Genomic DNA, 23,369 nt, shown 5'->3' on the forward strand with positions numbered 1-23,369 from the left:
GAGGATGATCGAGTGTCGAGTATCGACAGAGGGAGGGGACCATGCGTCGCAGGAAGTTGATCGCACCGCCGGATCAGGCACCCAGCGTGTCCGCGCAGCGACGGTCGCCGTCGAGTGTGGTCGCCGGCGCCAGGGCGAACCCGTTCATGTTCGGTCTCCTCGGTGCCCTCGGGGTTCTCGTCGCGCTCATGATCGGCGGCATCGTCGGCCAGCTCGCCACCGTGCTGGTCTACATCGGCGTCGCGCTCTTCCTGGCGCTCGGCCTCGATCCGATCGTGCGGTTCATCGAGCGCAAGCTCCCCCGTCCGGCGGCGGTCGCCGTAGTCGTGATCGGGGTTCTCCTCGCCTTCGCCGGGATCATCCTCGCCATCGTCCCCACCCTCGCGGAGCAGATCGGGAACCTGATCAAAGACGGTCCGAAGATGATCGAGGACTTCACGAACAGCGCCTGGTTCCAGGACGTCAGCGGACAGTTCGGCGGCACGATCAAGGACGCCGTCGACGGCGTGGTCGGCTTCGTGCAGAACCCGGACAACTTCCTCGACATCGGCGGCGGTGTCTTCGCCGTCGGCGCCGGAATCGCCGGCGGCCTGACGGGCATCACGATCGTGGTCATCCTCACGCTCTACTTCATGGCGTCGCTGCGCAGCATGAAGCGGGTGGCTGCCCGGTTCGTCCCGGCGTACCAGCGCGACACGTTCAGCGAGCTCCTGGAGGACGTCTCCAGTGCCGTCGGGCGCTACGTCATCGGTCAGGCGAGCCTCGCGCTCACCAACGGCATCCTGAGCCTCATCTTCCTGACCATCATCGGAGCGCCGGTGCCGGCGCTGCTCGCACTGATCGCCTTCATCGGCTCGATGATCCCGCTCGTCGGAACCCTCTCGGCGTCGATCATCATCTCGCTCATCTGCCTGTTCGTCTCGCCGACGACCGCGCTGATCGCGATCATCTACTACCTGATCTACATGCAGATCGAGGCGTACGTGCTCTCTCCGCGGATCATGAACAAGGCCGTCGACGTCCCGGGCGCACTGGTCGTCATCGCCGCAGTGGCCGGTGGCGCGCTCGGCGGGATCCTGGGTGCGCTCGTCGCGATCCCGGTGGCCGCGAGCATCATCATCATCGTGCAGAAGGTCGTCTTCCCCAACCAGGACAGGAAGAAGACGCCGCCCGCGGTGACCGTCGCCTGATCAGCGGACGAGGACGGCGCCCGGCTGCACGCGCACGGTGAAGGCGTCGATCTCGCCGACCTCCTCGCCGTCGATCTCGAACATCTGCGGCGTGGCGAGCTGCACGCGGATCCGCTCCGCCGACACGTGGGTGGTGGAGTCCGTGCTGACCGCCTGATCGACGTTCCCGATCATGCGACGGATGCCGTTGTCCCAGACGACCGAGCGGACGGTGTCGAGCCACTGCAGCGCGCCGTCGGAGCTGATGAGCAGCATGTCGAGGAGGCCGTCGTCGAGGACGGCGTCCGGAAGCAGGCGGATGCCGCCCTGGAGCATGCCGCAGTTGCCGACGAGCAGCGTGTGCCCGCGCACCTCCTCCGGCTCGTGGTCGTCGAGCTGCAGCGTGATGTCCGTCATCTCGGTGCCGGCCAGTGCGCGCCCCATCGCCTCGACGTAGGCGAGCCAGCCGGCGCGATCCTTGAGGTCGTCGTTGGTCTCCACGAGCATCTGCGCGTCGACCCCGAAGCCGACCATGACGGAGAAGGCATGCTCCTCGCCGTCGAACTCCACCCAGCCGAGGTCGATGCGGTGGGGCTCCGAGTCGCGGATGTGCTCGAGCGCCGGCAGCACGCCCTCCAGCGGCACACCGAGGTTGCGCGCGAGCAGATTGCCCGTGCCCTGCGGCACGATCCCGAGAGCGACATCGGTTCCGACCAGAGCTTCCGCGACGGCGCGGATCGTGCCGTCGCCGCCGACCGCGATGACGAGAGCGCAGCCCTCCTCCACGGCCTTCGCCGCGACGCCGCGACCGGGGTCGTCCGGGGTGGTCTCCCCCCAGCGCACATCGGCTTCCTCGCCGAACGCGAGGGTCACCGCTTCCCCGAGGACATCCCGGTCGGACTTCGTCGGGTTCCAGATCACGCCGATGCGAGGAGAGGTCATACGCTCACTCTGAGCGACGGAGGACGATCGTGCAACTCGACCGGCCGTCTAGCCGTAGAAGAGCTGCTCGAAGGTCCGCCGGGCGCGCCGCGTGACCGCCAGGTAGTCCTCCTCGAGTGGTGTCGCCGACCGGGGCGGATAGCCGAGCAGACGGGCCAGGGCATCCAGCTGACGGCGGTCGGCCGGCAGGATGTCGCTCGTCTGCCCCGTGAGCAGGGTGATGCCTGAACGGAGACGGCTCGACAGCAGCCAGGCCGCCCGCAAGCGCTCGGCGTCGTCCTCCTCGACGAGCCCGGCGGCGACCGCGGCGTCGAGTGCGTGCAGCGTGGACGTGGTGCGGAGGCCCGGGACGTCGGTCGCATGCTGCAGCTGGAGGAGCTGCACGAGCCACTCCACGTCGCTGAGAGTCCCCGGCCCGAGCTTGAGGTGACGACGGGGGTCGGTGCCCTGCGGCAGCCGCTCCCCCTCGACGCGCGCCTTGATCCGCTTGATCTCCCGGAGCCCTTGGAGGTCGACCGTCTCCGGGTACCGGATGCTGTCCGCGAGCTCCATGAACCGTCCGATGAGCTTCGTGCTCCCGGCGACACCGCGCGCCCGCAGGAGCGCCTGCGCCTCCCAGGACAGCGACCAGCGGCGGTAGTAGGCCGCGTAGGCGTCGAGGGACCGCACGATCGGACCGTTGCGCCCCTCGGGCCGCAGACCCGCGTCGAGGTCAAGGGGCAGGCGATGATCCGTCAGATGCTCGCGGAGCCCGGCCACGATCCGCGTCGCGAGCTTCTCCGCTCTGCCCGGGTCGACGCCGTTCGCGTCGTACACGTACAGCACGTCCGCATCGGACCCGAAGCCGAGCTCGGCGCCGCCGAACCGCCCCATGCCGATGACCGCGAAGTCGAGCGCCGTGTCCTCGGGCGGCACGACCTCGCGGAGGACGGCGCGGAGGCCGGCCTGGATCGTCGCATCCGTGATGTCGGTGAGCGCGGTGGCCACCTCCTCGATGGTGACGACATCGAGGACGGCCGCCATCGCCGTGCGCAGGAGCTCGCGACGCCGCAGGGCCCGGACGGCCCGCAACGCGTCGGCGACCGTCTCATGGCGCGTCTGGATTGCTCGGGCCTCGTCGTCGAGCGCCTGCGCGCTCCGTGGACGCAGTCGCTCGGCGCTGTCCAGCCACGCCACCGACTCCGGGATCCACTCCAGCAGCTCGCCGATGTACCGCGAGGACGACAGCAGTCGGGTGAGGCTCTCTGCCGCACCGGAGGAGTCCCGCAGCATGCGCAGGAACCACGAGGTATCCCCCAGCCGCTCGCTGATGCGGCGGAACGCGAGGAGGCCGTAGTCGGGGTCGCTGCCGTCCGCGAACCAGCGCACCATGACGGGCATGAGGTGCCGCTGGATCGTCGCCTTGCGGCTGAGTCCGCGTGTCAGCGCGCCGATGTGGCGCAACGCTCCCGCCGGGTCGCGGAACCCGATCGCGGCGAGCCGGTCGTGAGCCTGCTCCGCGGAGAGGGTGCGCTCCTCCTCGGGCAGTCCGGCCACGGCGCTCAGCAGCGGGCGGTAGAAGAGGCGGGTGTGGATGTCGCGCACCTCGCGGCGGACGCTCTCCCAGCGCGCCCAGACGCCCTCCCCCGTCTCAGCCAGCTTCGTGCTGCGCGCCAGGATGCGCAGGCCGGCCGGCGTCTTGGGCATGAGGTGGGTGCGGCTGAGGTCGCGCAACTGCAGACGGTGCTCCATGAGCCGCAGCACCCGATAGTCGTCCGCGAAGGTGCCCGCATCCGCCCGGCCGATGTAGCCGCCGGCGACCAGGGCGTCCAGGCTCTCCAGCGTGCCACGCGTGCGCAGCGACTCGTCGGTGAGACCGTGTACGAGCTGCAGGAGCTGCACCGTGAACTCGATGTCGCGCAGCCCGCCCGCGCCGAGCTTGAGCTGGTACGGGGCGTCCTCCGGGTCGATGTGCTCCATGACCCGCTCGCGCATGCGCTGGACGCTCTCGACGAACTCCTCCCTGGCGGCACTCGACCACACGCGCGGCTGCACCGCGTCGATGTAGGCAGCGCCCAGGTCGGGGTCGCCGGCCAGCGGACGAGCCTTCAGCAGAGCCTGGAACTCCCAGCTCTTCGCCCACCGGTCGTAGTACGCGACGTGCGACGCGAGGGAGCGCACGAGGGCGCCCTGCTTGCCCTCCGGGCGCAGCGCCGCGTCGACCTCCCAGAGCGGCGGCTCGACCTCGATGGCGCTGAGGTTGCGCATGGTGTCCCTGGCCAGGCGCGTGGCGATGTCGATCGCCTGCGGCTCGGAAAGCGCCTCTTCATCCGCCGTGCCGCCGACGAAGATGACGTCGACGTCGCTGACGTAGTTGAGCTCCCTCGCGCCGGCCTTCCCCATGCCGATCACGGCCAGCTGAGTGGCAGCGACGGCGTCCCGACCGGCGGACGGCGCCTGGTGGGTGCGGGCGATCGCGAGCGAGGCCTCGAGGGCGGCGCCGGCGAGATCCGCAAGGGAAGCGGCGACCGCGGCGACGACCTCTTCGGGGCGCGAGTGACCGAGATCGAAGGCGGCGATCTCCGCGAGGTTCCGCCGATACGCGACGCGGAGCGCCACGACCGTCCCGTCGTCCGCCGCGTCGGCGAACCCGTCCTCCGCCCCGACGGCGGCGAGGAGGCGATCGCGCCACACGTCCGCCGTGGGGAGCACGTCGATCGGTGCGGCCAGCACGTCCAGCTCGTCGGGATGCCGCAGGAAGAACTCCGCCAGTCCTACAGAGGCACCGAAGACGCGCCAGACGCGCCGGCGCGTCTCCTCGTCGTCCGCGAGCGCCCGCAGCGGGGCAGGGTCTCGTCGAGCGACCCGCAGCATCCCGCGAACCGCCGCATCCGGGTCCGCCGCGACGGCCGCCTCGAGCAGCATCGCGCGCGGCACGCCGAGCAGGCTCTCGAGCTCCGCCAGCGACGCCGCGGCCTCGCTCAGCTCAGCGAACCCGAGCCGGGCGAGGGCCGAGAGCGAGACGGAGGCGTCGGGGCGAGCCATGCCGCGCTCAGAGGAGCTCGAGGTTGTTCTTCAGCTCCAGCGGCGTGACCTGGCCGCGGTACGCCTCCCACTCCTTGCGCTTGTTGAGCAGCACGTAGTTGAACACCTGCTCCCCCAGCGTCTCCGCGACGAGCTCGGAGGCCTCCATGTACTCCAGGGCGTGGTCGAGGCTGGCGGGCAGGGCGGAGTAGCCCAGCGCCCGGCGCTCGGCGTCGCTCAGCGCCCAGACGTTGTCCTCCGCCTCCGGCGGAAGCTCGTACTCCTCCTCGATGCCCTTGAGACCGGCGGCGAGCATGAGCGCGTACGCGAGATACGGGTTCGCCGCGGAATCGAGCGCGCGGTACTCGACGCGCGAGGACTGCCCCTTGTTCGGCTTGTACATCGGGACGCGGACGAGAGCGGACCGGTTGTTGTGGCCCCACGTGATGAAGCTCGGGGCCTCGTCGCCGCCCCAGAGCCTCTTGTACGAGTTGACGAACTGATTCGTCACGGCGGAGATCTCGTTGGCGTGCTTGAGCAGGCCCGCGATGAAGTGACGGCCCGTCTTGGAGAGCTGGTACTTCGCGCCCTCCTCGTAGAACGCGTTCTGATCGCCCTCGAACAGCGACATGTGCGTGTGCATGCCGCTGCCGGGCTGGCCGCTGAGCGGTTTCGGCATGAACGTGGCGTACACGCCCTGCTCGATCGCGACCTCCTTGATGACCGTGCGGAAGGTCATCACGTTGTCTGCGGTGGTGAGGGCGTCGGCGTAGCGGAGGTCGATCTCGTTCTGGCCGGGGCCGCCCTCGTGATGGCTGAACTCCACGGAGATGCCGAGGTCTTCCAGCATGCGGACCGAACGACGACGGAAGTCGTGCGCCGTGCCCCCGGGGACGTTGTCGAAGTAGCCGGCGGAGTCGACGGGGACGGGCCCCTCAGGACCGAACGACGACGACTTGAGCAGGTAGAACTCGATCTCCGGGTGCGTGTAGAACGTGAAGCCCGCATCGGCGGCCTTCGCGAGCGTCCGCTTCAGCACGTGACGGGGATCGGCCACCGCGGGCTGTCCGTCGGGCGTGGTGAGGTCGCAGAACATGCGCGCGGTCGGGTCGATCTCCCCGCGCCACGGCAGCGTCTGGAAGGTCGTCGGGTCGGGCTGGGCGAGCAGATCGGACTCGTACGTGCGGGTCAGCCCCTCGATCGCGGAGCCGTCGAACCCGATGCCCTCGGCGAAGGCGCCCTCGACCTCGGCCGGCGCGATGGCGACGGACTTGAGCGTGCCGATCACGTCGGTGAACCACAGGCGCACGAACTTGACGCCGCGCTCCTCGATCGTCCGGAGGACGAAGTCCCTCTGCTTGTCCATGGCTACTCTGCGCCCTGGCCCTTCTCCGCACCGAAGCCGCTGGACGGCTTCGCGTCCCAGCCCTGCTCCGCGGCCTCTTCCTCGGCCCAGGCACGCGACCGCTCCTTGAGCACCTCGGGGGCGCGACGCGCCTCGGCCTCGGTGTCGAACGGGCCGATGCGGTCGATGGACGGCGACAGCATGCCGAACTCGACCTCGCCCGTGACGGAGTTGTACCAGTACTTGTGATCGCCGTCGGTCATGGCTGCTCCTTCTTCCCGCGAGCGGTTGGGGTGATGTCATCGATCCTACTGGCGTGCACCGTGGTCGCTAAGCTATCGGCCATGGCAAAAGCGATCGGCGTCGACATCGGCGGCACGGGCATCAAAGCGGGAATCGTCGACCTCGAACACGGCACCATGGCCTCGGATCGGGTGCGCGTGCCCACTCCGGCCGGCGCGGCACCGGAAGACGTCCTCGTCGCGGTGCAGACGGTCCTGAAGACGCTCGACGTCCACGAGTCGACCCTGCCGCTCGGCGTGGCGTTCCCCGCGATCGTCAAGCGCGGCAAGACCCTGTCCGCGGCGAACGTCTCGAAGGAGTGGATCGACTTCGACGCCGAGCGCTTCTTCCGCGACGGCCTCGGCCGCAACATCGTCTTCGTGAACGACGCCGACGCCGCCGGTGTCGCGGAGGCCCGCCACGGAGCCGCCCGCGACGTGCTCGGCTTCACGCTGCTGACCACGCTCGGCACCGGGATCGGCTCCGCGTTCCTGTACGACGGCGTGCTGCTTCCGAACACGGAGCTCGGCCACCTGAACTTCCGCGAGTACGAGTCCGTCGAGACCTATGCGGCCACCTCGGCGCGCGAGCGCGAGGGCCTGAGCTGGGAGGAGTGGGCCGAGCGCCTGCAGGCGTTCTACTCCCACATCGAGTTCCTGTTCAGCCCCGACCTGTTCGTGGTCGGCGGCGGCGTGTCGAAGAACGCGGGCGACTTCCTGCCCCTGCTCGACCTGAAGACGCCGATCGTCCCCGCGATCCACCGCAACAACTCGGGCATCATCGGCGCGGCCTCGCTCGCCGGCGACTGACCCTTCGACACGCTCAGGGCCCTTCGACAGGCTCAGGGACCCAAACGAGAAGGCCCCGATGGAGTCATCGGGGCCTTCGGCGTTCGAGGCGAATGGGCCGACCTGTACGCCGGGTTCTGTTCCGGGGTTCTTCGCCCCTTCGACGGCCATCTCTCTCGGCGACACGTTGCCGTGCCGCTCCAGCGGTCTACCCGAGGACTCGGCGGGCCGCGTCATCATCCTCTGTCTGACCTTGCTCCGGGCGAGGTTTACCTGGCGGGCCGTGTCACCACGGCCCCCGGTGGTCTCTTACACCACCCTTTCACCCTTACCCCTCGCGGGGCGGTCTGCTCTCTGTGGCACTGTCTCGCGGATCACTCCGGGTGGGTGTTACCCACCGCCCTGCCCTGTGGAGCCCGGACGTTCCTCGGTGCGGTTGCCCGCCACGCGACCGTCCAGTCGACCCATTCGCCCCTCCAGTCTACGGGGCCTCACTTCTCGGCGGAGTCCGCAATGCGCAGATCGAGCGGCACGTCGATCGGGAAGGTGCCGAACAGGCGGGTGGTGGCGACGGCAGCGGCCTCGCGGACGGCGTCGGCCGCGGCCTCCGCGTGCTCCTGCGGTGTGTGCAGGATGACTTCGTCGTGCAGGAAGAACGCCAGGTGCGGCTCCCGGGCGAACGGCCCCGATGCCTCGGCCGCGCCGAAGACCTCGGGAAGCTGTGCCAGGCGGTGACGGATCTCGGCGAGCCAGATGAGCGACCACTCCGCCGCGGTGCCCTGGACGACGAAGTTCCGGGTGAAGCGCCCCCACTCCCGTGCGCGGCGGCGGGCGTGGGAGACAACGGCGGGATCGGCGTCGGCGCCCGTGGCATCAGCCTGCAGCCGCATCCACTCCGTGGGCGGACGCGGCGAGGAGCGACCGAGCCAGGTGGACACGATGCCGCCGTCCTCCCCGACACGCGCCGCGTCGTCGACGAGCGCCATGGCGCGGGGATAGACCTTCCGCAGCCGGGGAACGAGTCGCCCGCTGTCGCCGCTGGTGGCGCCGTACATCGCACCAAGAACCGCGTACTTCGCCTCCTCGCGGGTCGCGACGGCACCCGACGCGACGACCCCCGCGTAGAGATCGCCGCCGCGTGCCGCGGCCGCCATCGCCTCGTCGGCCGCCATGGCCGCGAGCATCCGCGGCTCGAGCTGGGCGACGTCCGCGACGACGAGGGCCCAGCCCGGATCCGCACGCACAGCGGGGCGGAGGTTGCGCGGCAGTTGCAGCGCGCCGCCGCCGGCCGATGCCCACCGTCCGGTCACGACGCCCCCGGGGATGTACACCGGGCGGAAGCGGCCGTCCTGCACCCATTCCGACAGCCAGGTCCAGCCGTTCGCGCTGAGCAGTCGAGACAGCTTCTTGTAGGCGAGGAGCGGTTCGATCACGGGGTGTTCGTGGGCCGACAGCTCCCACTTGCTCGTGGACTCCACCGACACGCCCACGCGGTGTAGCGCCCGCAGCAGCTTCGGCTGACTGTCCAGGTGCAGCGTGGGGTCGTCGAGCAGCGCCCGCACCTCGTCGCCGCGCTCCACCATCCGTCGGGGCAGCCCGCCCGCAGCCGGACGAGCGCCAAGGGTCTCGGTGAGGATCGCGTCGTGCACCCCGGCGTCCCACGGGAGCCCCGCGACGCGCATCTCCTCGGCGATCAGCCCGCCGGCCGACTCTGCGGCGCACAGCAGCGTCAGGCGTCCATCGGCCGCCTCCGCCATCACGGTCCGCTGCGCGCGGTACTGCTCGAGTGCCGCGGCGATCGCGTCCTCGCCGGACTCCTCGTCGAGGACATCGAACAGGGAGGGGGTCGTGTCGACCGGGTCGCGGCGCTCCCATGCCGCGGCGGGTGCCAGCGGCGTGGACACCATGGCCGTGTCGCGCAGGATCGCGTGACAGAGGACGAGGTCGTGGCTGCGCGTGATCCTGACGCCTTCGCTCAGGAGCAGCGCGTAGATCTCGGCCGCGCTGCGGATGATCCACCGCGGGGCGTCGGCGGCTTCGACCGCGGCCACCCATCCCGCGAGTTCCGCCGCGGGCAGGAGCGTGCGCTGCTGCTCCTCGTCGTGCTCGTCCAGCTCGATCGCGGCGTACTCCCCCGCACCGAGGCCGACCAGCGCGAGGCGTCGCTCCGGGCCCGACGCCGGCGCCGTCACGGGCGGTGCAGGCCGGATGCGCTCATGACGAGAGTCCCGACTCCTCGGTGCGCACGAGGATGCAGCCGCACTCGGGGCAGGAGACGACCTCGTCCTCGGGCGCGCGACGGATCTCGTTGAGATCGGTGCCGGGCAGCATCATGCGGCAGCCTTCGCAGGTTCCGCGGGTGAGGAGCGCGGCTCCGGCGCTGTTCGCGGCGCGGCGATCGTACTCCGCGAGAAGCGGCGCGGGAACGGTGGCGGCGACCGCCTCCCGGTCGCGGGCGAGCTGGGCGCCGAGCTCAGTCGCCGCGGCGACGTCGGCCTTGCCCTGCGCGGTGAGGGCACTCCCCTCCGCGGTCGTCGCGTCCAGCAGCGCCTGCTGGGCGGCCACGGCGGCGTCGGCTTCCTCGACTCGGCCCATGACGTCGAGCTCCGCGTCCTCCAGGTCACTCAAACGCTTGGCGAGGCTGGCGAGCTCGTGCTCCAGAGCCTGCGCCTCCTTCGGGTTGGTTGCCGCCGCGAGGCGCTGGGCGTCGCGGTCGCGCCGCTGCTCGGCCAGCGCGACGTCCGACTCCAGCCGCGAGAGCTCGGTGCGGGCGTCGTCCCTGGCGCCGGTCAGGACCGTGAGCTCGCGGAGCTGCTCCTGACGGATGGCGACGAGCTCGGCGATCCGGCCCGCCTGGCTCGGCTGCGTGCGGGCGCGCTCCGCCTGCGCGATGCGCCGGTCGAGGTCCGCGATGTCGAGCAGGGTGCGCTGGTTCTCCGGGGTGCCGTTCACGCTCTCAAATCTACTCGCTGCCGGGCCGAGGGCCGCATCACCGGATGTCGCCGTCCACGTAGAACCACGTCCGGTTCTCACGGAAGAAGCGACTGCGCTCGTGCAGCGATCCGCGCGTGCCGCCCTGCCGCCAGAACGCCTCGAACTCGACCACGCCCTCCGTGTCGAACGGGCCGCCCGCCACGCGGTCCACGATCAGCAGACGCCGCCACTCCAGGTCCGCCTCGAAGGTGATCGTCTCCGGTCGCGTCTCCGGGTGCCAGGTGCGGAGCAGGTACGCCCCGTCCTCCCGCACGAAAGCGGTGTACCGGGAGCGCATCAGCCGCTCGGCGGTCGGGGCAGGAGCGCCGTCGAGGAGCGGTCCGCAGCAGGCGGCGAACGTATCCCCCGAGGCGCAGGGGCAGCGGGCGGACTCCGTCATGGGAGCGCGACGATCAGGGTCATGCCTGCCAGCATCGCGCGGAGGACCGTGTCGCGCCAACTCGCCCTACGCTGGAGGCACGCCAACGCCAGGAGCACCGATGACCACTGTCCCCACCTTCCGCGCCCACAACGGCTTCGCCCTGCCGGCACTCGGCCTCGGCACGTATCGGCTGAACGGCGACGCCGGAGCCGACGCGGTCGCCCAGGCCCTCCGTGCGGGATACCGCCTCGTGGACTCCGCGTTCAATTACGAGAACGAAGGCTCCGTCGGGCGCGGCGTCGCGGCCTCCGGCGTCCCCCGCTCCGAGGTCATCGTGACGACGAAGCTCCCCGGACGGCACCATGCCCGCGCGACGGCGACCGCCAGCATCGAGGAGAGCCGTTCCCGCCTCGGCCTCGACGCGACCGACCTGCACCTCATCCACTGGCCGAACCCGAGCCAGGACGAGTACGTCGAGGCGTGGGAGGCGCTCGTGGACGCCCAGGCGCGGGGCGTCGTCCGCCAGATCGGCGTCTCGAACTTCCTCCCCGAGCATCTCGAGCGCATCGAACGGGAGACCGGGGTCCGGCCGGTCGTGAACCAGATCGAGGTGCACCCGTACTTCCCGCAGGAGGAGCAGCTGGCCTACCACCGGGAGCACGGCATCCTCACCGAGGCCTGGAGCCCGCTGGGGCGTGCGCAGGCCCTCCTCGACGAGGACGTCGTCCGCGAGGTGGCCGCCGCTCACGACATCACGCCCGCGCAGACCGTCCTCGCCTGGCACGTGGCCAGGGAGACGGTCGCGATCCCGAAGGCGTCGTCCGCGGAGCACCAGGCCGCGAACCTCGCCGCCGCCGCCGTCGTGCTCGACGACGCGGAGGTCGCCGCGATCACCGCACTCGGACGCGCGGACGGGCGCCTGTTCGACGGCGATCCCGCGGTGCACGAGGAGTCCTGAGCGGGGAGGGCTCAGACGCTCTGCGTGCCGAGCACGCGCAGGAACTCCAGCTTCCCGGCCGCCTCGCTCCCCGGCTGCGCCGTCAGGACGATGAGCGCCTGCGACTCGTCCTCGGTGAACAGCGCCTGGCAGTCCACCTCGATCTCCCCGAGCTCCGGATGCACGATCACCTTGTGCTGCTCGAAGCGACGGGCGACCTCGTGGGCCGCCCAGAGCCGCACGAACTCGGGACTCCGTTCCGACAGATCCGCCACGATCTCCCCCGCCCGCGACCGCGCGCCCATGGTGCCGTACGCCGCGCGCAACGCCGCCACCAGCGCCCGTGACTGCCGGGGGTGATCGACCTCCCGGTACCGACGCCGTTCCTCCTCCGGTCGCGCGAACCAGCGATGGATGCCGCTCCGGTCGAGCCCGGTCAGACCGCTCGCGTCTCCGATCAGCGCGCGTGAGGCGTCGTTCTGCACCAGCACCTCGTCGAGAGCCGAGACCACGAACGCCGGGGTGTCGTGCAGACGGTCGAGCACGCGGAGGATGCCGGGACGGACGTAGTCGGTGATCACCGCGCGATCGGGAGCGCTGAGCCCGCTGAGCCGGTAGAGGTAGTCGCGCTCGTCCGAGGACAGCCGCAGCGCACGGGCGAGGGCGGCGAGGATCTGCGCGCTCGGCTGCGGGCCCCGACGCTGCTCGAGACGCGTGTAGTAGTCCGTCGACATGGTCGCCAGCTGTGCGACCTCCTCGCGGCGCAGTCCGGCCGTCCGTCGCCGAGTCCCCTCGGGCAGGCCCACGTCGGCAGGACGCAGCGCCTCCCGACGGCGCAGGAGGAAGTCGGCCAGGGCGTCACGATCCATCCGTGCAGTATCCCCCGGACGCGTGAGGGGATCCAGGGACCGCCGATCCCCCGATCAGCCGTCTCTGGAACGGCGCGGGCGCAGCGCCGAGGCTGGGGCCATGGACATCACCGGAAACACCATCTTCATCCCCGGCGCGACGAGCGGGATCGGTCTGGCGCTGGCCCTCCGGCTGCAGGCGCGCGGCAACACCGTGATCGTCGGGGGACGCCGAGAGGACCGGCTGGTCGCGATCGCTGCCGCGCATCCCGAACTCCACACGATCCGCATCGACACGGCCGACCCGGCGAGCATCGACGAGGCCGCGGCCGCGGTGCTCGCCGCGCATCCGACGCTGAACGTGCTGGTCACGATGGCCGGCATCATGCGGGCGGAGGACTGGACCGCGCCGGCCGGCTTCCTGTCCACCGCCGAGGAGACCGTCACGACGAACATCCTCGGCCCGATCCGCCTCATCGCGGCCTTCATCGAGCACCTGCAGGCCCAGCCCTCGGCGACCATCATGACCGTCTCCTCCGGTCTCGCCTTCGCACCCCTGAAGGTCACGCCCACGTACAACGCGAGCAAGGCGGCGATCCACATGCTCAGCGAGTCGCTGCGGCTGCAGCTCGCGGGCACGACTGTCGCGGTGCAGGAGCTCGAGCCGCCCGCCGTGCGCACGGACCTCATGCCCGGGCATGCGGAGAACGAGGCCGCACTGCCCCTCGACGCGTTCATCGACGAGGTCATGACGCTCATCGAGACCCAGCCCGACGCGACCGAGATCCAGGTCGAGCGGGTGAAGTTCCTCCGCTACGGCGAGGCGCGGGGCGACTACGACGAGGTCGTGGCGGTGCTCAACCGCACGGATCCGCACGGCCGGTGAACCCCGGTGGGGCGGTCCGCCGCCCCACCCGCCGTCACTCCTGCAGGGATGCGGCGACCGCGGTGAGCGCCTCGGCGGACTGCCGCAGCAGCTCGAGCTCGCGATCCGAGAACGCGGTCGTGCGGATCGGGAGGGCCCCGGCGGCGCTGACGATCGACGGCACGGACAGGGCGACGCCGTCGATCCCGTGGAAGTCGCGGAGAACCGTGCTCACGGGCATCACCGCATGCTCGTCCCGGAGGATCGCCTCCACGATGCGCGCGCTGGAGAGCCCGATCGCGTAGTTCGTGGCGCCCTTGCCCTGGATCACCTTGTAGGCGGCGTCGCGGACGTCGACGGCGATCTCGTCCAGCTCCTCCAGAGTGAAGCGCGGGTGCCCCGGGGTCTCCCAGTCGAGGATCGGGACCGTGCCGATCGTCGCCCGCGACCAGAGCGGGAACTCGGTGTCGCCGTGCTCTCCGATGATGTGGGCGTGCACGCTGGCCGTGGACACGCCCGCCCGCTCCCCCAGCTTCCAGCGCAGCCGAGACGTGTCGAGCACGGTGCCCGACGCGAAGATGCGCTCCGGCGGCAGTCCTGTCTCCTGCTGCGCGATGACCGTCAGCACGTCGCACGGGTTCGTGACGATGACGTAGACCGCATTGGGCGCGACCGACAGCAGCTCCGGCATCATGCGCCGGATGATGCCGGCGTTCACTCCGGCGAGCTCGGTGCGCGTCTGACCCGGATTCTGCTTCGCTCCCGCCGTGATGACCACGACATGGGACCCGGCCGCCACCGAGATGTCGCTGCCGCCGATGATGTCGCTGCTGCCGGTGAACTGCGTGCCGTGCGCGAGGTCGAGCACCTCCGCCTCGACCTTCTCCGTCGCGATGTCGTACAGGACGACGTGGCGGGCCGAACCGCGGATCAGAGCCGCATAGGCCACGCTCGATCCGACGCTTCCGGCGCCGACGACGGTGAGCTTCGAGTTCTCGATGATCTCCATGCGCCCATCCTGACAGCGCGGGCGCCGCGACGGCAGGGGTCTCGCCGGGAGAATCGCGTCGTCGTCAGACCGCCGCGGCCACCGCATCCGCAGCGGTGCGATGGGTGAAGCGGAAGCCGGACTGCTGCAGCGCCTCAGGCCGCACGTCCGCATCCGGAAGCAGCAACGATTCGGCGGCGTCGCCGAGAGCGAGGCGTAGGGCCCACCGGGGAGCGGGCACCCAGAACGGCCGATGCATCCGCTGCGCGAGCGCGCGACCGATGTCGTTCGCGGACGCCCGGGTGGGCCCGGTGAGGTTGACCGGCCCCGCGAGCTTCGCGTCGAGGACATGGCGGATGCCGCGCACCTCGTCGTCCAAGGAGATCCACGGCCAGATCTGCGTACCCGGCCCCAGCGGGCCGGCGAGGCCGAGCTTCGTCAGCGTGATCATCGGACGGAGGACACCGCGGCGGTGGATCACCGGCGCGGTCCGCAGCAGGGCGACCCGGGTGTGGTCTTCGGCCCGTCGCGCCGCCGTCTCCCAGCGCACGGTGAGGTCGGCGAGGAAGGTGCTCCCGGGACCGGAGTGCTCGGTGAGCACCTCGCCGGGCGCCGATCCGTAGTAGCCCACGGCGGAGGCGGAGAGGAACGCCGGCGCGTCGGTGCGCAGCGCACGCAGGGCCGTGGTCAGGGTGTTCGTCGCGTCGAGCCGCGACTCGACGAGCTGACGGCGATATGCTCGCGTCCACGGGAGCCGGCCGACGCTCGCGCCTCCGAGGGCGACGACGGCCTCCGCTCCCGCGAGCGCATCCGGGTCGAGCGCGGTGTCCCCCGGCGACCATTCGATCTCGCCCTCCGCCTGCGGAGGACGTCGCACGAGGGTGCTGACCTCGACCCCGTCCGCCCGCAGGGAGGCGGCCAGAGCGGAACCGATGAGGCCTGATGCCCCGCTGATGACGATGCGTCGCGCCATTGCCGCTCCCCGCTGCAAACGTTACGGGTGGGCCCTGCCGGGATCGAACCGACGACATCCACGGTGGAGTCCCCACGATTGGCACCAATCGTAAACCTCTTCGCGGGACGGGAGGCATCGTGACTCGCATGGTGAACGCCGCGGTCGTCGCCGCCGCGCTTAGCCAGATGACGGAGGTCGCGATGGATCGGGACAACATGCAGTCCGTGCGTCTCTCGATCTTGAAGCGCCGCATCGTGTCACTCCAGAACCACGTCGACGAGCAGTCCGTCGAGGTCGATACACCGTAGCGGCCGCGTGCTCGCGTGAACGACGCGCTCAGCGAATCGCCGCGATTCCTGGGCGCGTCGGTCGTCGCGGGCGTTTTGCAACGCTCCGTACGGTCATCTCACAGGCTCTGGAGGGGGCCTTCCATACCGAGGAGAGACACATGCACTTCCAGGACATCACCGCCCTTGAGATGTTCATCGACTACCAGCGCGCGCAGAACCTCGCCGTGACGACGATCCGCAACCGAAGGAGCATCCTGACGACCTTCGCACGGCGGACCGGGACGCTCGTCGAGTGTGACGTGTTCACCCTGCGCCGGTACATCGGCCGCGACGACGCCGTGAGCGCCGGCACCCGCCGCACCGAGCGCGGCGCGCTCATCGCGTTCTACACGTTCCTGCAGGACGAGGGCCTGCGGGCTGACAACCCCGCGGCGAAGCTGCCGGTGGTGCGCGTGCCGAAGGGGCAGCCGCGGCCGTTCACGCCGGAGCAAATCGACGCGATGCTCACGTCGGGCGCGTACGCGAAGACGCGGGCGATGATCCTCCTGGGGTACTACCAGGGCTTCCGTGTCTCGTCTATCGCTCGCGTGCACGGCCACGACATCGACATCGAGGGGCGCACCATAGCGACGCTCGTCAAGGGCGGCAAGGAGCGACGTCTCCCGCTGCACGAGGTCATCGCCGACCTCGCGCTCACGATGCCCCGTGACGGCTACTGGTTCCCGGCTCGCGGCGGGCAGGGTGGCCACATCCGAGCATCGTCCGTAACCGACCTCATCACGAAGGCGAAGGTGCGCGCTGGGATCACCGACCCGAAGCTCACGCCGCACTCGCTCCGCCACGCGTTCGGCACAGACCTCGTGGAGCAGGGGGTGGACATTCGCGTCGTCCAAGAGCTGCTCGTGCATGAACACCTGTCGACGACGCAGATATACACCGCGGTCAGCGAGCGCCGGAAGCAGGACGGCATCCGCACGCTCGCCCCGCGCGAGGTGCCCGCTCGGTCCGGGAGGGGTGCCGCTAAGATCGCGGCATGACGAAGCAGACCCGGATCATCGTGATTGTCGGCTCGGCCGTGGCCGCGCTACTCGTCGCCGCGATCATCGTGGGCGCCGTCATCCTCAACACGCTGCGTCAGCAAGCGGAGAACGATGCCTATCAGGAGTGCATGGCGCGTCACGGGTACGCGGCGGACGCTCCTCCGCCTGCCGCGGGTGAGGCCGATCAGGACGCTTTCCTGAGAGACATCACCGCGGCGGCGGAGGAGTGCTACCAGCGTTAGCTTGAAGGTGGTCGGCTAGCGCGGGGTGTTCTTCGCGGCTAGGGCGAGCCCGCCGATCGCGAGGAATGCGGCGACGACGTTGAGGACGTGGGCGCCGATCTCCGTGGAGAACACACCGAGCACCACCAGTAGCGGCACCAGGGCCGCGATGATGCCGTACAGCCACGCCCGGACGGCGGGAGAGGGCACCCAACGGTTCGGGGTGAGCGTTGCGCGTTCCTTCGCCTCAGCGCGGGATCGCGGAACGTCGCCGAATGCGGTGCGCAGATTGTCGTTGCTCATTGTGCTTCCTTTCATGGGGTGATGATGTTCCAGAGGGCGACTCCGGCGCTGACGAGCAACGCGAGGACGCCCATCACGCGGCCCCACTGTGCGGCGCTGTCCTCTTCGAGGTCGAGGAGTCGTTCGTCGTGTCGGGCGATGGTCTTGCCCTTCTCGTTCAGCCGGCCCTCGTGCTGCTTGATGGTGTCCTCGTGCTGGTCGAGGCGCTGGTCGTGGCGGGCGAGTGTCGCGGTGAGCATGCCCTTGATCTCGGCGACGCTGATGCGGAGGTCGTTGTCGCTCTCGCTCACTCCTCCTTCACCGCCTCGCCAAGCGCGGCGCTGATCTTCTGGTCGAGCTCGTCGAGCCGCCGGCGCGTGCTGCCGCCCGCTCCTGGTGCGTTGCTGCCGCCCTCCGCGACCTTGAGCCAGTCCAGGTCCTGGCGGACGGTGGTCTTGCGGGCTGTCGAGCCGCCGACCTGGTTCTTTACGTGCAGAGCGTCCGCCGCGGCGGCCTCCGCTGCTGCCTGAGCGGCCTTGGCGGCGTCCACTGCTGAGCGGAGTAGCGCGCGGGCTTCGTCGTCGAACATGTCGTCTTCCTCCTGGTGTGCGGGTGTTGGGTAGCTGATGGGCTGGTCGAAGATGTGGTCTGTCCAGCCGAGGTAGGGGCGGTTGATCTGGCGCTGTCGCTCGTCGATGGTGCAGACGCCGACGACTCCGAAGCGCGGATAGTCGGTCGCGACGACGCGACCATCGCCGAGGCTGATGACGACGTCGCCGGCGGCGGACCCGGGGCGGGCTCCGAACCACACGGGCACGCCGGGCGGTGGGTTCCGGTCGCCGTGGTGGCCTTCGGTGCGCTCCCACGCCTGCAGGGCCGTGTAGGCGGATCGGCCGGTGGATGCGCCGTGTGCCTTGTATGCCTGCCACACGTAGTGCAGGCATGCGCCGTGGTGTCGGAGGGTGCCGAAGTTGAGCAGCGTCTGCGCCGCTGCGGTGCCGTCAACGCTCATCGGGGGCCTCCAGTGCGTCGAGGCGCTGCGCGAGGAGGTCGACCGCCTGGTGGAGCTGCGCGTTCTGAGCGATGAGGAGCGCGATGAAGTCGATGCTGTCGGGCACCAGTTCGCCGTCGTGCTCGGCGTAGACGACGAACGGCTGCAGGTCGTCGGACTCGGCGAGGCGTTCGGCGATCCATCCGTACTTCCATGAGCCGTCCCCGGTGCGCATCTGGAAGCGGTGCAGGTCGGGGAAGATGTCGCCGAGGCTGGCGGGGTCTATCGCGCTGATGTACTTCTTGTACCGTTCCGACGACGCACCGCGCGAGAGCCGGCCGTCGCCGTTGATGTACGCGACGGCGTAGCTGACGGTGGCGGGGGCCGCGGCGGGCACGATGAGATGAGCGCCGTCGAGTCCGAGGTTGCCGGTCATGGTGTCGCCGGTCTTCTTGACGAGACCGGACGTGTCGATTCCGACGCCCGCGACGGCCTGATCGACGTACAGCTTCGGTGCGTACTCGCCATTGGTGGACGGCATCGGGCCGGTGAGTGACCCGTTCGACCAGCGCCGGGCGACGGCGCCGCCTGTGGGGCTGGTCTCGGCGTCCAGGGTCGCGGCGCTACCGAGCCCGAGGTTGGATCGCACCTGCGCGGTCGTGGGTGCGGTGGTGCCCTTGACGCCGGCCCACACGCGGTTGAAGAACCGGGCGATGTAGTCGCGGGTCGTGTTGTCCTCGTCGTCGAGCGTGTTCGCGAGCGCTGCGCCGTTCACGAGCGCCATGCCCGCGGCGAGAGCGTCGTCTCCGGTAGCCATGTGCTTCCTCCCTTACAGGTCGTTGATGGTGCCCGTCAGGGCGTTGATGGTGCCGGCGAGCAGGTCGATGCTCCCGGCCGGGACGAGAGTGGTTCGCGACTGGATGGTGAGGGTGTCGTCGCCGAGGTTGAATGTGACCGCGCCGATGGTGCCCTTGAGGGTGGAACCGTCCTCGCGGGCGATGCTGAGCAGCTGCTCCGCCCGTTCGGTCCACAGCGGGATACCGGCGACCGTCGTCACCCGGCCGCGGTCCTGCGCCCGCCGCACCATGGCTTCCGCCCGCCCGGGTCCAGGCCACGGGTCGGTCAGCTCGACAGAGGCGACCTTGCGGGGCGTCGGAGTGAGGGCGAAGGTGTCGCGGCGGACCCGGTAGATGCCGTCGCGCCCCGTCCACCGGTACGTATAGACCGCGGCGTCGAACCATCCATCGTCCGTGTCGATGCTGATCTCGTCCTCAAGGCGCGTGAGGTTGACACCCCACCGCCACGCCGACGAGCCCGCGGCCTGATACTTGGCATCGCGGAGTGTCCAACCACGCTCTTCGTCGCACACGAGGCGGAGGCCGTTGGCCTTAAGGAGCGGGGCGAGGAAGTCGAGCACGGACTGTCCCGGTTGCCACACTAGGGCGTCCGGGTCGCGCTCGATGGTCGGTTCGCGGTGCGAAGTGGACAGGTTCGCGTCGCCGGTCCAGGTGTAGGCATAGATCGCGTCATTGATGGTGTACCCGTCGAAGTACGGCGCGAGCTCGTCCGACTGGACAAGCTGCCAGCATGTCGCCTCTACCGTCGATCCGGCTGCGAGCGGACCGGCCACGCGCATGATGAGCCGCGCCTGTGTCGCGCCGCTGGGAGCCTTGACGTTTTCGAGGGTGAGCCACGCCCATGGCGAGGAACCGGCCCCGGGGTCGCTCATGGTGACCGTTGGGCCGGCCACTTCGCCGAGCGGGTTGCCGTCCTTGTCCAGCCAGAAAATGCGAGCCCACGCCGAGCGGACGGCGGCGCCGCCGCCAGCGATGGAGAACCGGCCGGCGACGCGGAAGCTGTAGACCTCGCCAGGGCGGACGCTGGCGGTCTTGCGCCACTCCGCCCACGTCGATGCGACCGCGGTCAGGGTGGCGGTCGCGCAGGTGGTCGTACCGGTGCCGAGCACGCTGCTGATCCCGGTCGTGTTCGCCAGGGTGGCCGTAGCGCCACCGAACGCTACCGATGTCGTGGTTGTCGATCTCGGGTCTATCGCGAGGTTGTCGAGCGCCCACTGTGCGGTCACGTTCGCGTCGGTGGTTCCCGCGGCGAGGGATGCCCCGATCTTCCCGAGCACGTAGTTGCACACCGCGCGCAGTGACGCCTCATGAGCGCGAGGAGCGCGGTCCTGAGTCAGGGGCGCGTAGTCCGCTGCGAGGGCCTCATCGCTCGCGAGGGTGACCGTCGCGGTGCCCGTCGCATGGTCGGGCACGACCCGCCGTACAGCGAGGTTGAAGACCCGAGGGGCGTCGTCGTCGCGCCGCGCTTCGATCACCACGCGCCGGCCGGCGCGCGGGTCGATCCGGTCGAGGAGTGCCGCGTCGGCGGTGATGGTGATCGTCGCCTGGACGTGTGGGATGCGCGAGGCGTCGAGAGACACATCACCGGGGTTGTCGAGGTCGAGCGCGAGCGGCACGTCGCCTGCAGGGTCCAGCAGCCGCGCGGCGTAGGTGTGAGTGGAGGCGACGGTCACGGGAGCACCTCGCGGAAGGGAACGTCGAGCAGCCACACCTTGCGCGTCTCGTCGTCGAGGCGTGGCGTCAGTTCGCCCGGACCGACGACGAACGCCATGCCGACCTCCGGCAGGTCGGGGTCGTCGTATGTGAACACTTCTCCGCGCACCAGGACGGCGGCGGCCGCCCACGCTGCCGCCCGATCCGCGAACACGAGCGGCAGGGTGCCTGCACGCATGCCGGCGGGGCGGAAGGTTACGTCGGGGTCGGGGCGTCCGAGGATGTCGTGGACGAGCGTCCGCGTGGGGATGCTCGCCGAATACCCGTCCTGGATCGTCGGGGTGATGACGCCGTTCGCGTGTGTGATCGTGGTCACTTGTCCCACCCCATATGGTTCGCGAACCCGGCGTTGAGGCGCGCTGTAACGGTCATGGTGCGAGGTCGCGTGAGGGCGTCGAGGTCGACGCGCACCTTGTCGAGCCCCGTCACCTGCGCATTGAAGGTGGTGGTGTGGGAGTCGGGCACGGCGTTGATGTCACCCTCCACACGCTTGATGTCTTCGGTGGCTCGCTGGGTCGCGGCGTTGATAGCGACTTCTGTCTCGTCAGGGAGCCGGTAGATCGCATTTCCGACCTCATCGACTTCACCCGTGGCAACGCCCGCCGTGGTCGCGAACTCGTAAAGCGCGCGCTCGTTGAGCCGTACGGCGTCGGAACCGCTGAGGTATCCCTCCTCGGTAGCCTTGAGCACGGCCTCCAGTTCCCGCACGCGACCGGACGTGACGGAGGTCGTCATGCCGTTGCTTGCGAAAGCCTCGGTCAGCCGGTCGAGCTTGTCCCCACCGGACGCCAGAGCGTCGATGACGTCCACCCGATCCCATTCCGAGACGTTCGCGAGGTCCAATACCTGCTTGTACTTCTCGGTCTCGCTCGTCCAGGCGGCGATGCGCTCCGTGTACCCGGCTGCCGAGAGAGCGCCCGCAACGTCGTACGCGAGACCGAACGCGGACTCGCGAGCCTCGTCCGCGGCCTCCTGCACTTCGTTGAAGTGATTGACCATGACGCCCGCCGCTGCTGCGACGGCGAGGCCCGCGGCCGCGCCAGCAGGACCGAAGTCGGCGAAGGCGTTGGCAGCGACTTCTTGGCCCAGCTCGGCGATGGACTCGAAGGAACCGTCGAAGCTCGCCGCCGTCTCGCGAGCGGACTGCATCGCCTCATCTTTGAGGCCCTTGACGCCTTCCTCGGCCTTCTGGAAGCCGCGGGCGCTGGAGTCGCCGATGTCGTCGAATGCGTCCTCAGAGCGACGCTGCACGTCCCGGAGCGAGTCTTCGATCCCGTCGAGAGCACGCTCGCCGTCGCGGCCCGCGTCCTTGAGTCCGTCGCCGACACCCTCGACCGCGCGTTCCGCCTGCCGCGCGGAAAGGCCCATGCCGCGCAGAGCGTCCTTGATGTCGTCGTCGGACTTGCCCGCCTTGCGAGACGCCTCCACGAGCTTGGACGCGAACGAATCGACGGGCCCGCCCGCGCGCGAGGACTCGGCGCCCACGCCGTCGACCGCGGCCTCCAGGTCGGAGAGGGCCTTCTGGCCGTCCTTCGCGCCCTTCGCGACGCCGGATGCGTTGAGGCCGATGTCGATTTCGAATCGCTTGCTCATGCTCCTGTGGCTTTCTCGATGGTTTCGGCGACCGTCCGGTAGGCGGTCTGTGCGTAGAGGGACCAGGCCCGCGGGATGAACTCGCGGAGCGCTGGATAGACGACTCGGCCGGCCTTGGCGTAGTGCCAGAACTGGCGTTGCGTTCGTCGGGTAACCGAGCCGCGGCGGGTCTGATAGGTCGCGTAGTCCTCGCGGTACGCGCCGAACTCGGTCTCGCGGGGGAACTTGCCATTCGCCCCGGCGATGAGCTTCGCGCCACGGTCGGAGACGTAAACGGTGGACGGGCCCACGAGGCGCTTGTGGAAGATCGCCTCGCCAGGAGCTTTCTCGGCCAGGACCTTCCGCCACTCCGGGACGATGACCGCCTTCGTCTGCGCGCGGGCTTCCCTCGCGACCTCACGCGGGATGGTGGCCATGACCTGCACGAGCGCGGTCAGCGTGGGGCTGCGCCGCACGTCGAGCTGCATGGCCACCACCCGCTTACGCGCCGGAGCCCACGGGCACCGGGCGCGGACGACCCTGCACGCCGTGGGACACCGAGGATGTAGCCACGGTGTTGACCTGCCCACCGATGGAGCCGGGCGCGATGAACACGTCGACCTCCCACCCGAGGCCGCCGCGCTTCGGCTCGAACAGGAGAGTGACCATCTCACCCTCGTGCTCGAACAGGAACATCGAGAGCGAGTCCGGCGTCTCCCAGTCCTGCGCGTAATCGAGCTGCGTCGCCCACACCGTCGAGGTCGGGAAATTGTAGGTCGCGTCCGGGCTGAGTCCGTTGAAGGTCACCGTGCCCGTCGTCGGGGTGATGGTCACACCCGAGATCGCCTTCTCGAAGTCGAAGGTCGCGGCACGGACGAGACAGTCGCGGAGGACGATGGGCTTGGCATCGATCTGAGGCATGGTTA

26 protein-coding genes and 1 other RNA gene are annotated in these 23,369 nt (G+C 70.0%); 7 read left to right on the plus strand and 20 right to left on the minus strand.

Annotated elements, in window-relative coordinates:
• Window positions 1–86 precede the first annotated feature (86 nt).
• Entirely contained in the window at window positions 87–1,190 is a 1,104-nt protein-coding gene (locus IZR02_RS08895) for an AI-2E family transporter (RefSeq protein WP_374460143.1), read from the plus strand.
• Here IZR02_RS08895 and IZR02_RS08900 read toward each other — a convergent pair whose 3' ends face one another.
• The 4 genes from IZR02_RS08900 to IZR02_RS08915 are packed head-to-tail and all read right to left on the minus strand — an operon-like array spanning window position 1,191 to window position 6,722.
• Window positions 1,191–2,111 (minus strand): diacylglycerol/lipid kinase family protein, encoded by a 921-nt coding sequence (locus IZR02_RS08900; RefSeq protein ID WP_025103601.1) that lies wholly within the window; start codon window positions 2,109–2,111, stop codon window positions 1,191–1,193.
• Between the two features lie 48 nt (window positions 2,112–2,159).
• Window positions 2,160–5,135: a bifunctional [glutamine synthetase] adenylyltransferase/[glutamine synthetase]-adenylyl-L-tyrosine phosphorylase gene (locus IZR02_RS08905; RefSeq protein ID WP_062766617.1), complete on the minus strand. Its 2,976-nt coding sequence runs from the start codon at window positions 5,133–5,135 to the stop codon at window positions 2,160–2,162.
• Window positions 5,136–5,142: 7 nt separating this feature from the next.
• Window positions 5,143–6,480: a type I glutamate--ammonia ligase gene (gene glnA, locus IZR02_RS08910; RefSeq protein ID WP_025103603.1), complete on the minus strand. Its 1,338-nt coding sequence runs from the start codon at window positions 6,478–6,480 to the stop codon at window positions 5,143–5,145.
• A gap of 2 nt (window positions 6,481–6,482) precedes the next feature.
• The gene (locus IZR02_RS08915) at window positions 6,483–6,722 is read right to left on the minus strand and encodes a hypothetical protein (RefSeq protein ID WP_025103604.1); all 240 of its coding nucleotides are present in this window, start codon (window positions 6,720–6,722) and stop codon (window positions 6,483–6,485) included.
• Between the two features lie 81 nt (window positions 6,723–6,803).
• Here IZR02_RS08915 and ppgK point away from each other — a divergent pair, with 81 nt between their 5' ends.
• Window positions 6,804–7,550, plus strand: coding sequence for a polyphosphate--glucose phosphotransferase (gene ppgK / locus IZR02_RS08920; RefSeq protein WP_025103605.1), 747 nt, complete (start codon window positions 6,804–6,806; stop codon window positions 7,548–7,550).
• A gap of 89 nt (window positions 7,551–7,639) precedes the next feature.
• Here the strand turns inward: ppgK and rnpB are convergent.
• The 4 genes from rnpB to IZR02_RS08940 form a co-directional block, all read right to left on the minus strand.
• Window positions 7,640–7,996: RNase P RNA component class A (gene rnpB, locus IZR02_RS08925), an RNA gene on the minus strand.
• Between the two features lie 24 nt (window positions 7,997–8,020).
• Entirely contained in the window at window positions 8,021–9,721 is a 1,701-nt protein-coding gene (locus tag IZR02_RS08930) for a bifunctional 3'-5' exonuclease/DNA polymerase (protein WP_025103606.1), read from the minus strand.
• A 22-nt stretch (window positions 9,722–9,743) separates the two neighbouring features.
• A complete protein-coding gene (locus IZR02_RS08935; protein WP_025103607.1) occupies window positions 9,744–10,481 on the minus strand; it encodes a zinc ribbon domain-containing protein in 738 nt (245 codons plus the stop codon).
• A gap of 37 nt (window positions 10,482–10,518) precedes the next feature.
• Complete coding sequence (locus tag IZR02_RS08940) at window positions 10,519–10,902, minus strand: YchJ family protein (RefSeq protein ID WP_217316379.1); 384 nt, start codon at window positions 10,900–10,902, stop codon at window positions 10,519–10,521.
• Window positions 10,903–11,002: 100 nt separating this feature from the next.
• Between IZR02_RS08940 and IZR02_RS08945 the strand changes: the two genes are divergently transcribed.
• Window positions 11,003–11,842, plus strand: a complete 840-nt coding sequence (locus IZR02_RS08945) for an aldo/keto reductase (protein ID WP_025103609.1) — start codon at window positions 11,003–11,005, stop codon at window positions 11,840–11,842.
• Window positions 11,843–11,853: 11 nt separating this feature from the next.
• Here IZR02_RS08945 and IZR02_RS08950 read toward each other — a convergent pair whose 3' ends face one another.
• Window positions 11,854–12,690: a helix-turn-helix transcriptional regulator gene (locus IZR02_RS08950; protein ID WP_025103610.1), complete on the minus strand. Its 837-nt coding sequence runs from the start codon at window positions 12,688–12,690 to the stop codon at window positions 11,854–11,856.
• Window positions 12,691–12,790: 100 nt separating this feature from the next.
• On the opposite strand from IZR02_RS08950, the gene IZR02_RS08955 reads away from it, so the two are divergent.
• Window positions 12,791–13,555 carry an SDR family oxidoreductase gene (locus IZR02_RS08955; RefSeq protein ID WP_025103611.1) on the plus strand — a complete coding sequence of 255 codons (765 nt, stop codon included), beginning with the start codon at window positions 12,791–12,793 and terminating at the stop codon, window positions 13,553–13,555.
• A gap of 34 nt (window positions 13,556–13,589) precedes the next feature.
• On the opposite strand, the gene IZR02_RS08960 is transcribed toward IZR02_RS08955, so the two are convergent.
• Window positions 13,590–14,543, minus strand: a complete 954-nt coding sequence (locus IZR02_RS08960; protein WP_025103612.1) for an L-lactate dehydrogenase — start codon at window positions 14,541–14,543, stop codon at window positions 13,590–13,592.
• Between the two features lie 64 nt (window positions 14,544–14,607).
• Window positions 14,608–15,495, minus strand: a complete 888-nt coding sequence (locus tag IZR02_RS08965) for a TIGR01777 family oxidoreductase (protein WP_025103613.1) — start codon at window positions 15,493–15,495, stop codon at window positions 14,608–14,610.
• A gap of 128 nt (window positions 15,496–15,623) precedes the next feature.
• Between IZR02_RS08965 and IZR02_RS08970 the strand changes: the two genes are divergently transcribed.
• The 3 genes from IZR02_RS08970 (at window position 15,624) to IZR02_RS08980 (ending at window position 17,049) form a co-directional block, all read left to right on the plus strand.
• Window positions 15,624–15,785: a hypothetical protein gene (locus IZR02_RS08970; RefSeq protein ID WP_217316380.1), complete on the plus strand. Its 162-nt coding sequence runs from the start codon at window positions 15,624–15,626 to the stop codon at window positions 15,783–15,785.
• A gap of 140 nt (window positions 15,786–15,925) precedes the next feature.
• Window positions 15,926–16,804 carry a tyrosine-type recombinase/integrase gene (locus IZR02_RS08975; protein WP_217316381.1) on the plus strand — a complete coding sequence of 293 codons (879 nt, stop codon included), beginning with the start codon at window positions 15,926–15,928 and terminating at the stop codon, window positions 16,802–16,804.
• Window positions 16,801–17,049 carry a hypothetical protein gene (locus IZR02_RS08980; RefSeq protein WP_217316382.1) on the plus strand — a complete coding sequence of 83 codons (249 nt, stop codon included), beginning with the start codon at window positions 16,801–16,803 and terminating at the stop codon, window positions 17,047–17,049. Before IZR02_RS08975 ends, IZR02_RS08980 begins: the two co-directional genes overlap by 4 nt.
• Window positions 17,050–17,064: 15 nt before the next feature.
• Here IZR02_RS08980 and IZR02_RS08985 read toward each other — a convergent pair whose 3' ends face one another.
• From IZR02_RS08985 to IZR02_RS09025, 9 genes are read right to left on the minus strand one after another with little or no spacing between them, the layout of a single operon-like run.
• A complete protein-coding gene (locus tag IZR02_RS08985) occupies window positions 17,065–17,331 on the minus strand; it encodes a hypothetical protein (protein ID WP_217316383.1) in 267 nt (88 codons plus the stop codon).
• Window positions 17,332–17,342: 11 nt separating this feature from the next.
• Entirely contained in the window at window positions 17,343–17,621 is a 279-nt protein-coding gene (locus tag IZR02_RS08990) for a hypothetical protein (RefSeq protein ID WP_217316384.1), read from the minus strand.
• Window positions 17,618–18,322, minus strand: a complete 705-nt coding sequence (locus IZR02_RS08995) for a hypothetical protein (RefSeq protein ID WP_217316385.1) — start codon at window positions 18,320–18,322, stop codon at window positions 17,618–17,620. The genes IZR02_RS08990 and IZR02_RS08995 overlap by 4 nt, the downstream gene beginning before the upstream one ends.
• Complete coding sequence (locus IZR02_RS09000; RefSeq protein WP_217316386.1) at window positions 18,312–19,118, minus strand: hypothetical protein; 807 nt, start codon at window positions 19,116–19,118, stop codon at window positions 18,312–18,314. The genes IZR02_RS08995 and IZR02_RS09000 overlap by 11 nt, the downstream gene beginning before the upstream one ends.
• 12 nt (window positions 19,119–19,130) lie before the next feature.
• On the minus strand, window positions 19,131–20,831 hold the full coding sequence (locus IZR02_RS09005; RefSeq protein WP_217316387.1) for a hypothetical protein: 1,701 nt from the start codon (window positions 20,829–20,831) through the stop codon (window positions 19,131–19,133).
• On the minus strand, window positions 20,828–21,187 hold the full coding sequence (locus tag IZR02_RS09010) for a hypothetical protein (RefSeq protein ID WP_217316388.1): 360 nt from the start codon (window positions 21,185–21,187) through the stop codon (window positions 20,828–20,830). The genes IZR02_RS09005 and IZR02_RS09010 overlap by 4 nt, the downstream gene beginning before the upstream one ends.
• Window positions 21,184–22,464 carry a hypothetical protein gene (locus tag IZR02_RS09015; RefSeq protein WP_217316389.1) on the minus strand — a complete coding sequence of 427 codons (1,281 nt, stop codon included), beginning with the start codon at window positions 22,462–22,464 and terminating at the stop codon, window positions 21,184–21,186. Before IZR02_RS09015 ends, IZR02_RS09010 begins: the two co-directional genes overlap by 4 nt.
• Window positions 22,461–22,937, minus strand: coding sequence for a hypothetical protein (locus IZR02_RS09020; protein ID WP_217316390.1), 477 nt, complete (start codon window positions 22,935–22,937; stop codon window positions 22,461–22,463). Before IZR02_RS09020 ends, IZR02_RS09015 begins: the two co-directional genes overlap by 4 nt.
• A gap of 7 nt (window positions 22,938–22,944) precedes the next feature.
• The gene (locus IZR02_RS09025; RefSeq protein WP_217316391.1) at window positions 22,945–23,364 is read right to left on the minus strand and encodes a hypothetical protein; all 420 of its coding nucleotides are present in this window, start codon (window positions 23,362–23,364) and stop codon (window positions 22,945–22,947) included.
• Window positions 23,365–23,369 lie beyond the last annotated feature (5 nt).

This window comes from Microbacterium paraoxydans (assembly GCF_019056515.1).
In the GTDB taxonomy this organism is placed as follows: Bacteria; Actinomycetota; Actinomycetes; order Actinomycetales; family Microbacteriaceae; genus Microbacterium.

What these genes read in the sequence shown, in the direction of transcription:
- IZR02_RS09025 (WP_217316391.1), bottom strand. Translation starts at nt 23,364, where the DNA reads ATGCCTCAGATCGATGCCAAGCCCATCGTCCTCCGCGACTGTCTCGTC.
- IZR02_RS08940 (WP_217316379.1), bottom strand. Translation starts at nt 10,902, where the DNA reads ATGACGGAGTCCGCCCGCTGCCCCTGCGCCTCGGGGGATACGTTCGCC.
- IZR02_RS08945 (WP_025103609.1), top strand. Translation starts at nt 11,003, where the DNA reads ATGACCACTGTCCCCACCTTCCGCGCCCACAACGGCTTCGCCCTGCCG.
- IZR02_RS08995 (WP_217316385.1), bottom strand. Translation starts at nt 18,322, where the DNA reads ATGAGCGTTGACGGCACCGCAGCGGCGCAGACGCTGCTCAACTTCGGC.
- IZR02_RS08970 (WP_217316380.1), top strand. Translation starts at nt 15,624, where the DNA reads ATGGTGAACGCCGCGGTCGTCGCCGCCGCGCTTAGCCAGATGACGGAG.
- IZR02_RS09015 (WP_217316389.1), bottom strand. Translation starts at nt 22,464, where the DNA reads ATGAGCAAGCGATTCGAAATCGACATCGGCCTCAACGCATCCGGCGTC.
- IZR02_RS09000 (WP_217316386.1), bottom strand. Translation starts at nt 19,118, where the DNA reads ATGGCTACCGGAGACGACGCTCTCGCCGCGGGCATGGCGCTCGTGAAC.
- IZR02_RS08975 (WP_217316381.1), top strand. Translation starts at nt 15,926, where the DNA reads ATGCACTTCCAGGACATCACCGCCCTTGAGATGTTCATCGACTACCAG.
- IZR02_RS08915 (WP_025103604.1), bottom strand. Translation starts at nt 6,722, where the DNA reads ATGACCGACGGCGATCACAAGTACTGGTACAACTCCGTCACGGGCGAG.
- IZR02_RS08960 (WP_025103612.1), bottom strand. Translation starts at nt 14,543, where the DNA reads ATGGAGATCATCGAGAACTCGAAGCTCACCGTCGTCGGCGCCGGAAGC.
- IZR02_RS08950 (WP_025103610.1), bottom strand. Translation starts at nt 12,690, where the DNA reads ATGGATCGTGACGCCCTGGCCGACTTCCTCCTGCGCCGTCGGGAGGCG.
- IZR02_RS08980 (WP_217316382.1), top strand. Translation starts at nt 16,801, where the DNA reads ATGACGAAGCAGACCCGGATCATCGTGATTGTCGGCTCGGCCGTGGCC.
- glnA (WP_025103603.1), bottom strand. Translation starts at nt 6,480, where the DNA reads ATGGACAAGCAGAGGGACTTCGTCCTCCGGACGATCGAGGAGCGCGGC.
- IZR02_RS08965 (WP_025103613.1), bottom strand. Translation starts at nt 15,495, where the DNA reads ATGGCGCGACGCATCGTCATCAGCGGGGCATCAGGCCTCATCGGTTCC.
- IZR02_RS08985 (WP_217316383.1), bottom strand. Translation starts at nt 17,331, where the DNA reads ATGAGCAACGACAATCTGCGCACCGCATTCGGCGACGTTCCGCGATCC.
- IZR02_RS08905 (WP_062766617.1), bottom strand. Translation starts at nt 5,135, where the DNA reads ATGGCTCGCCCCGACGCCTCCGTCTCGCTCTCGGCCCTCGCCCGGCTC.
- IZR02_RS08955 (WP_025103611.1), top strand. Translation starts at nt 12,791, where the DNA reads ATGGACATCACCGGAAACACCATCTTCATCCCCGGCGCGACGAGCGGG.
- IZR02_RS08900 (WP_025103601.1), bottom strand. Translation starts at nt 2,111, where the DNA reads ATGACCTCTCCTCGCATCGGCGTGATCTGGAACCCGACGAAGTCCGAC.
- ppgK (WP_025103605.1), top strand. Translation starts at nt 6,804, where the DNA reads ATGGCAAAAGCGATCGGCGTCGACATCGGCGGCACGGGCATCAAAGCG.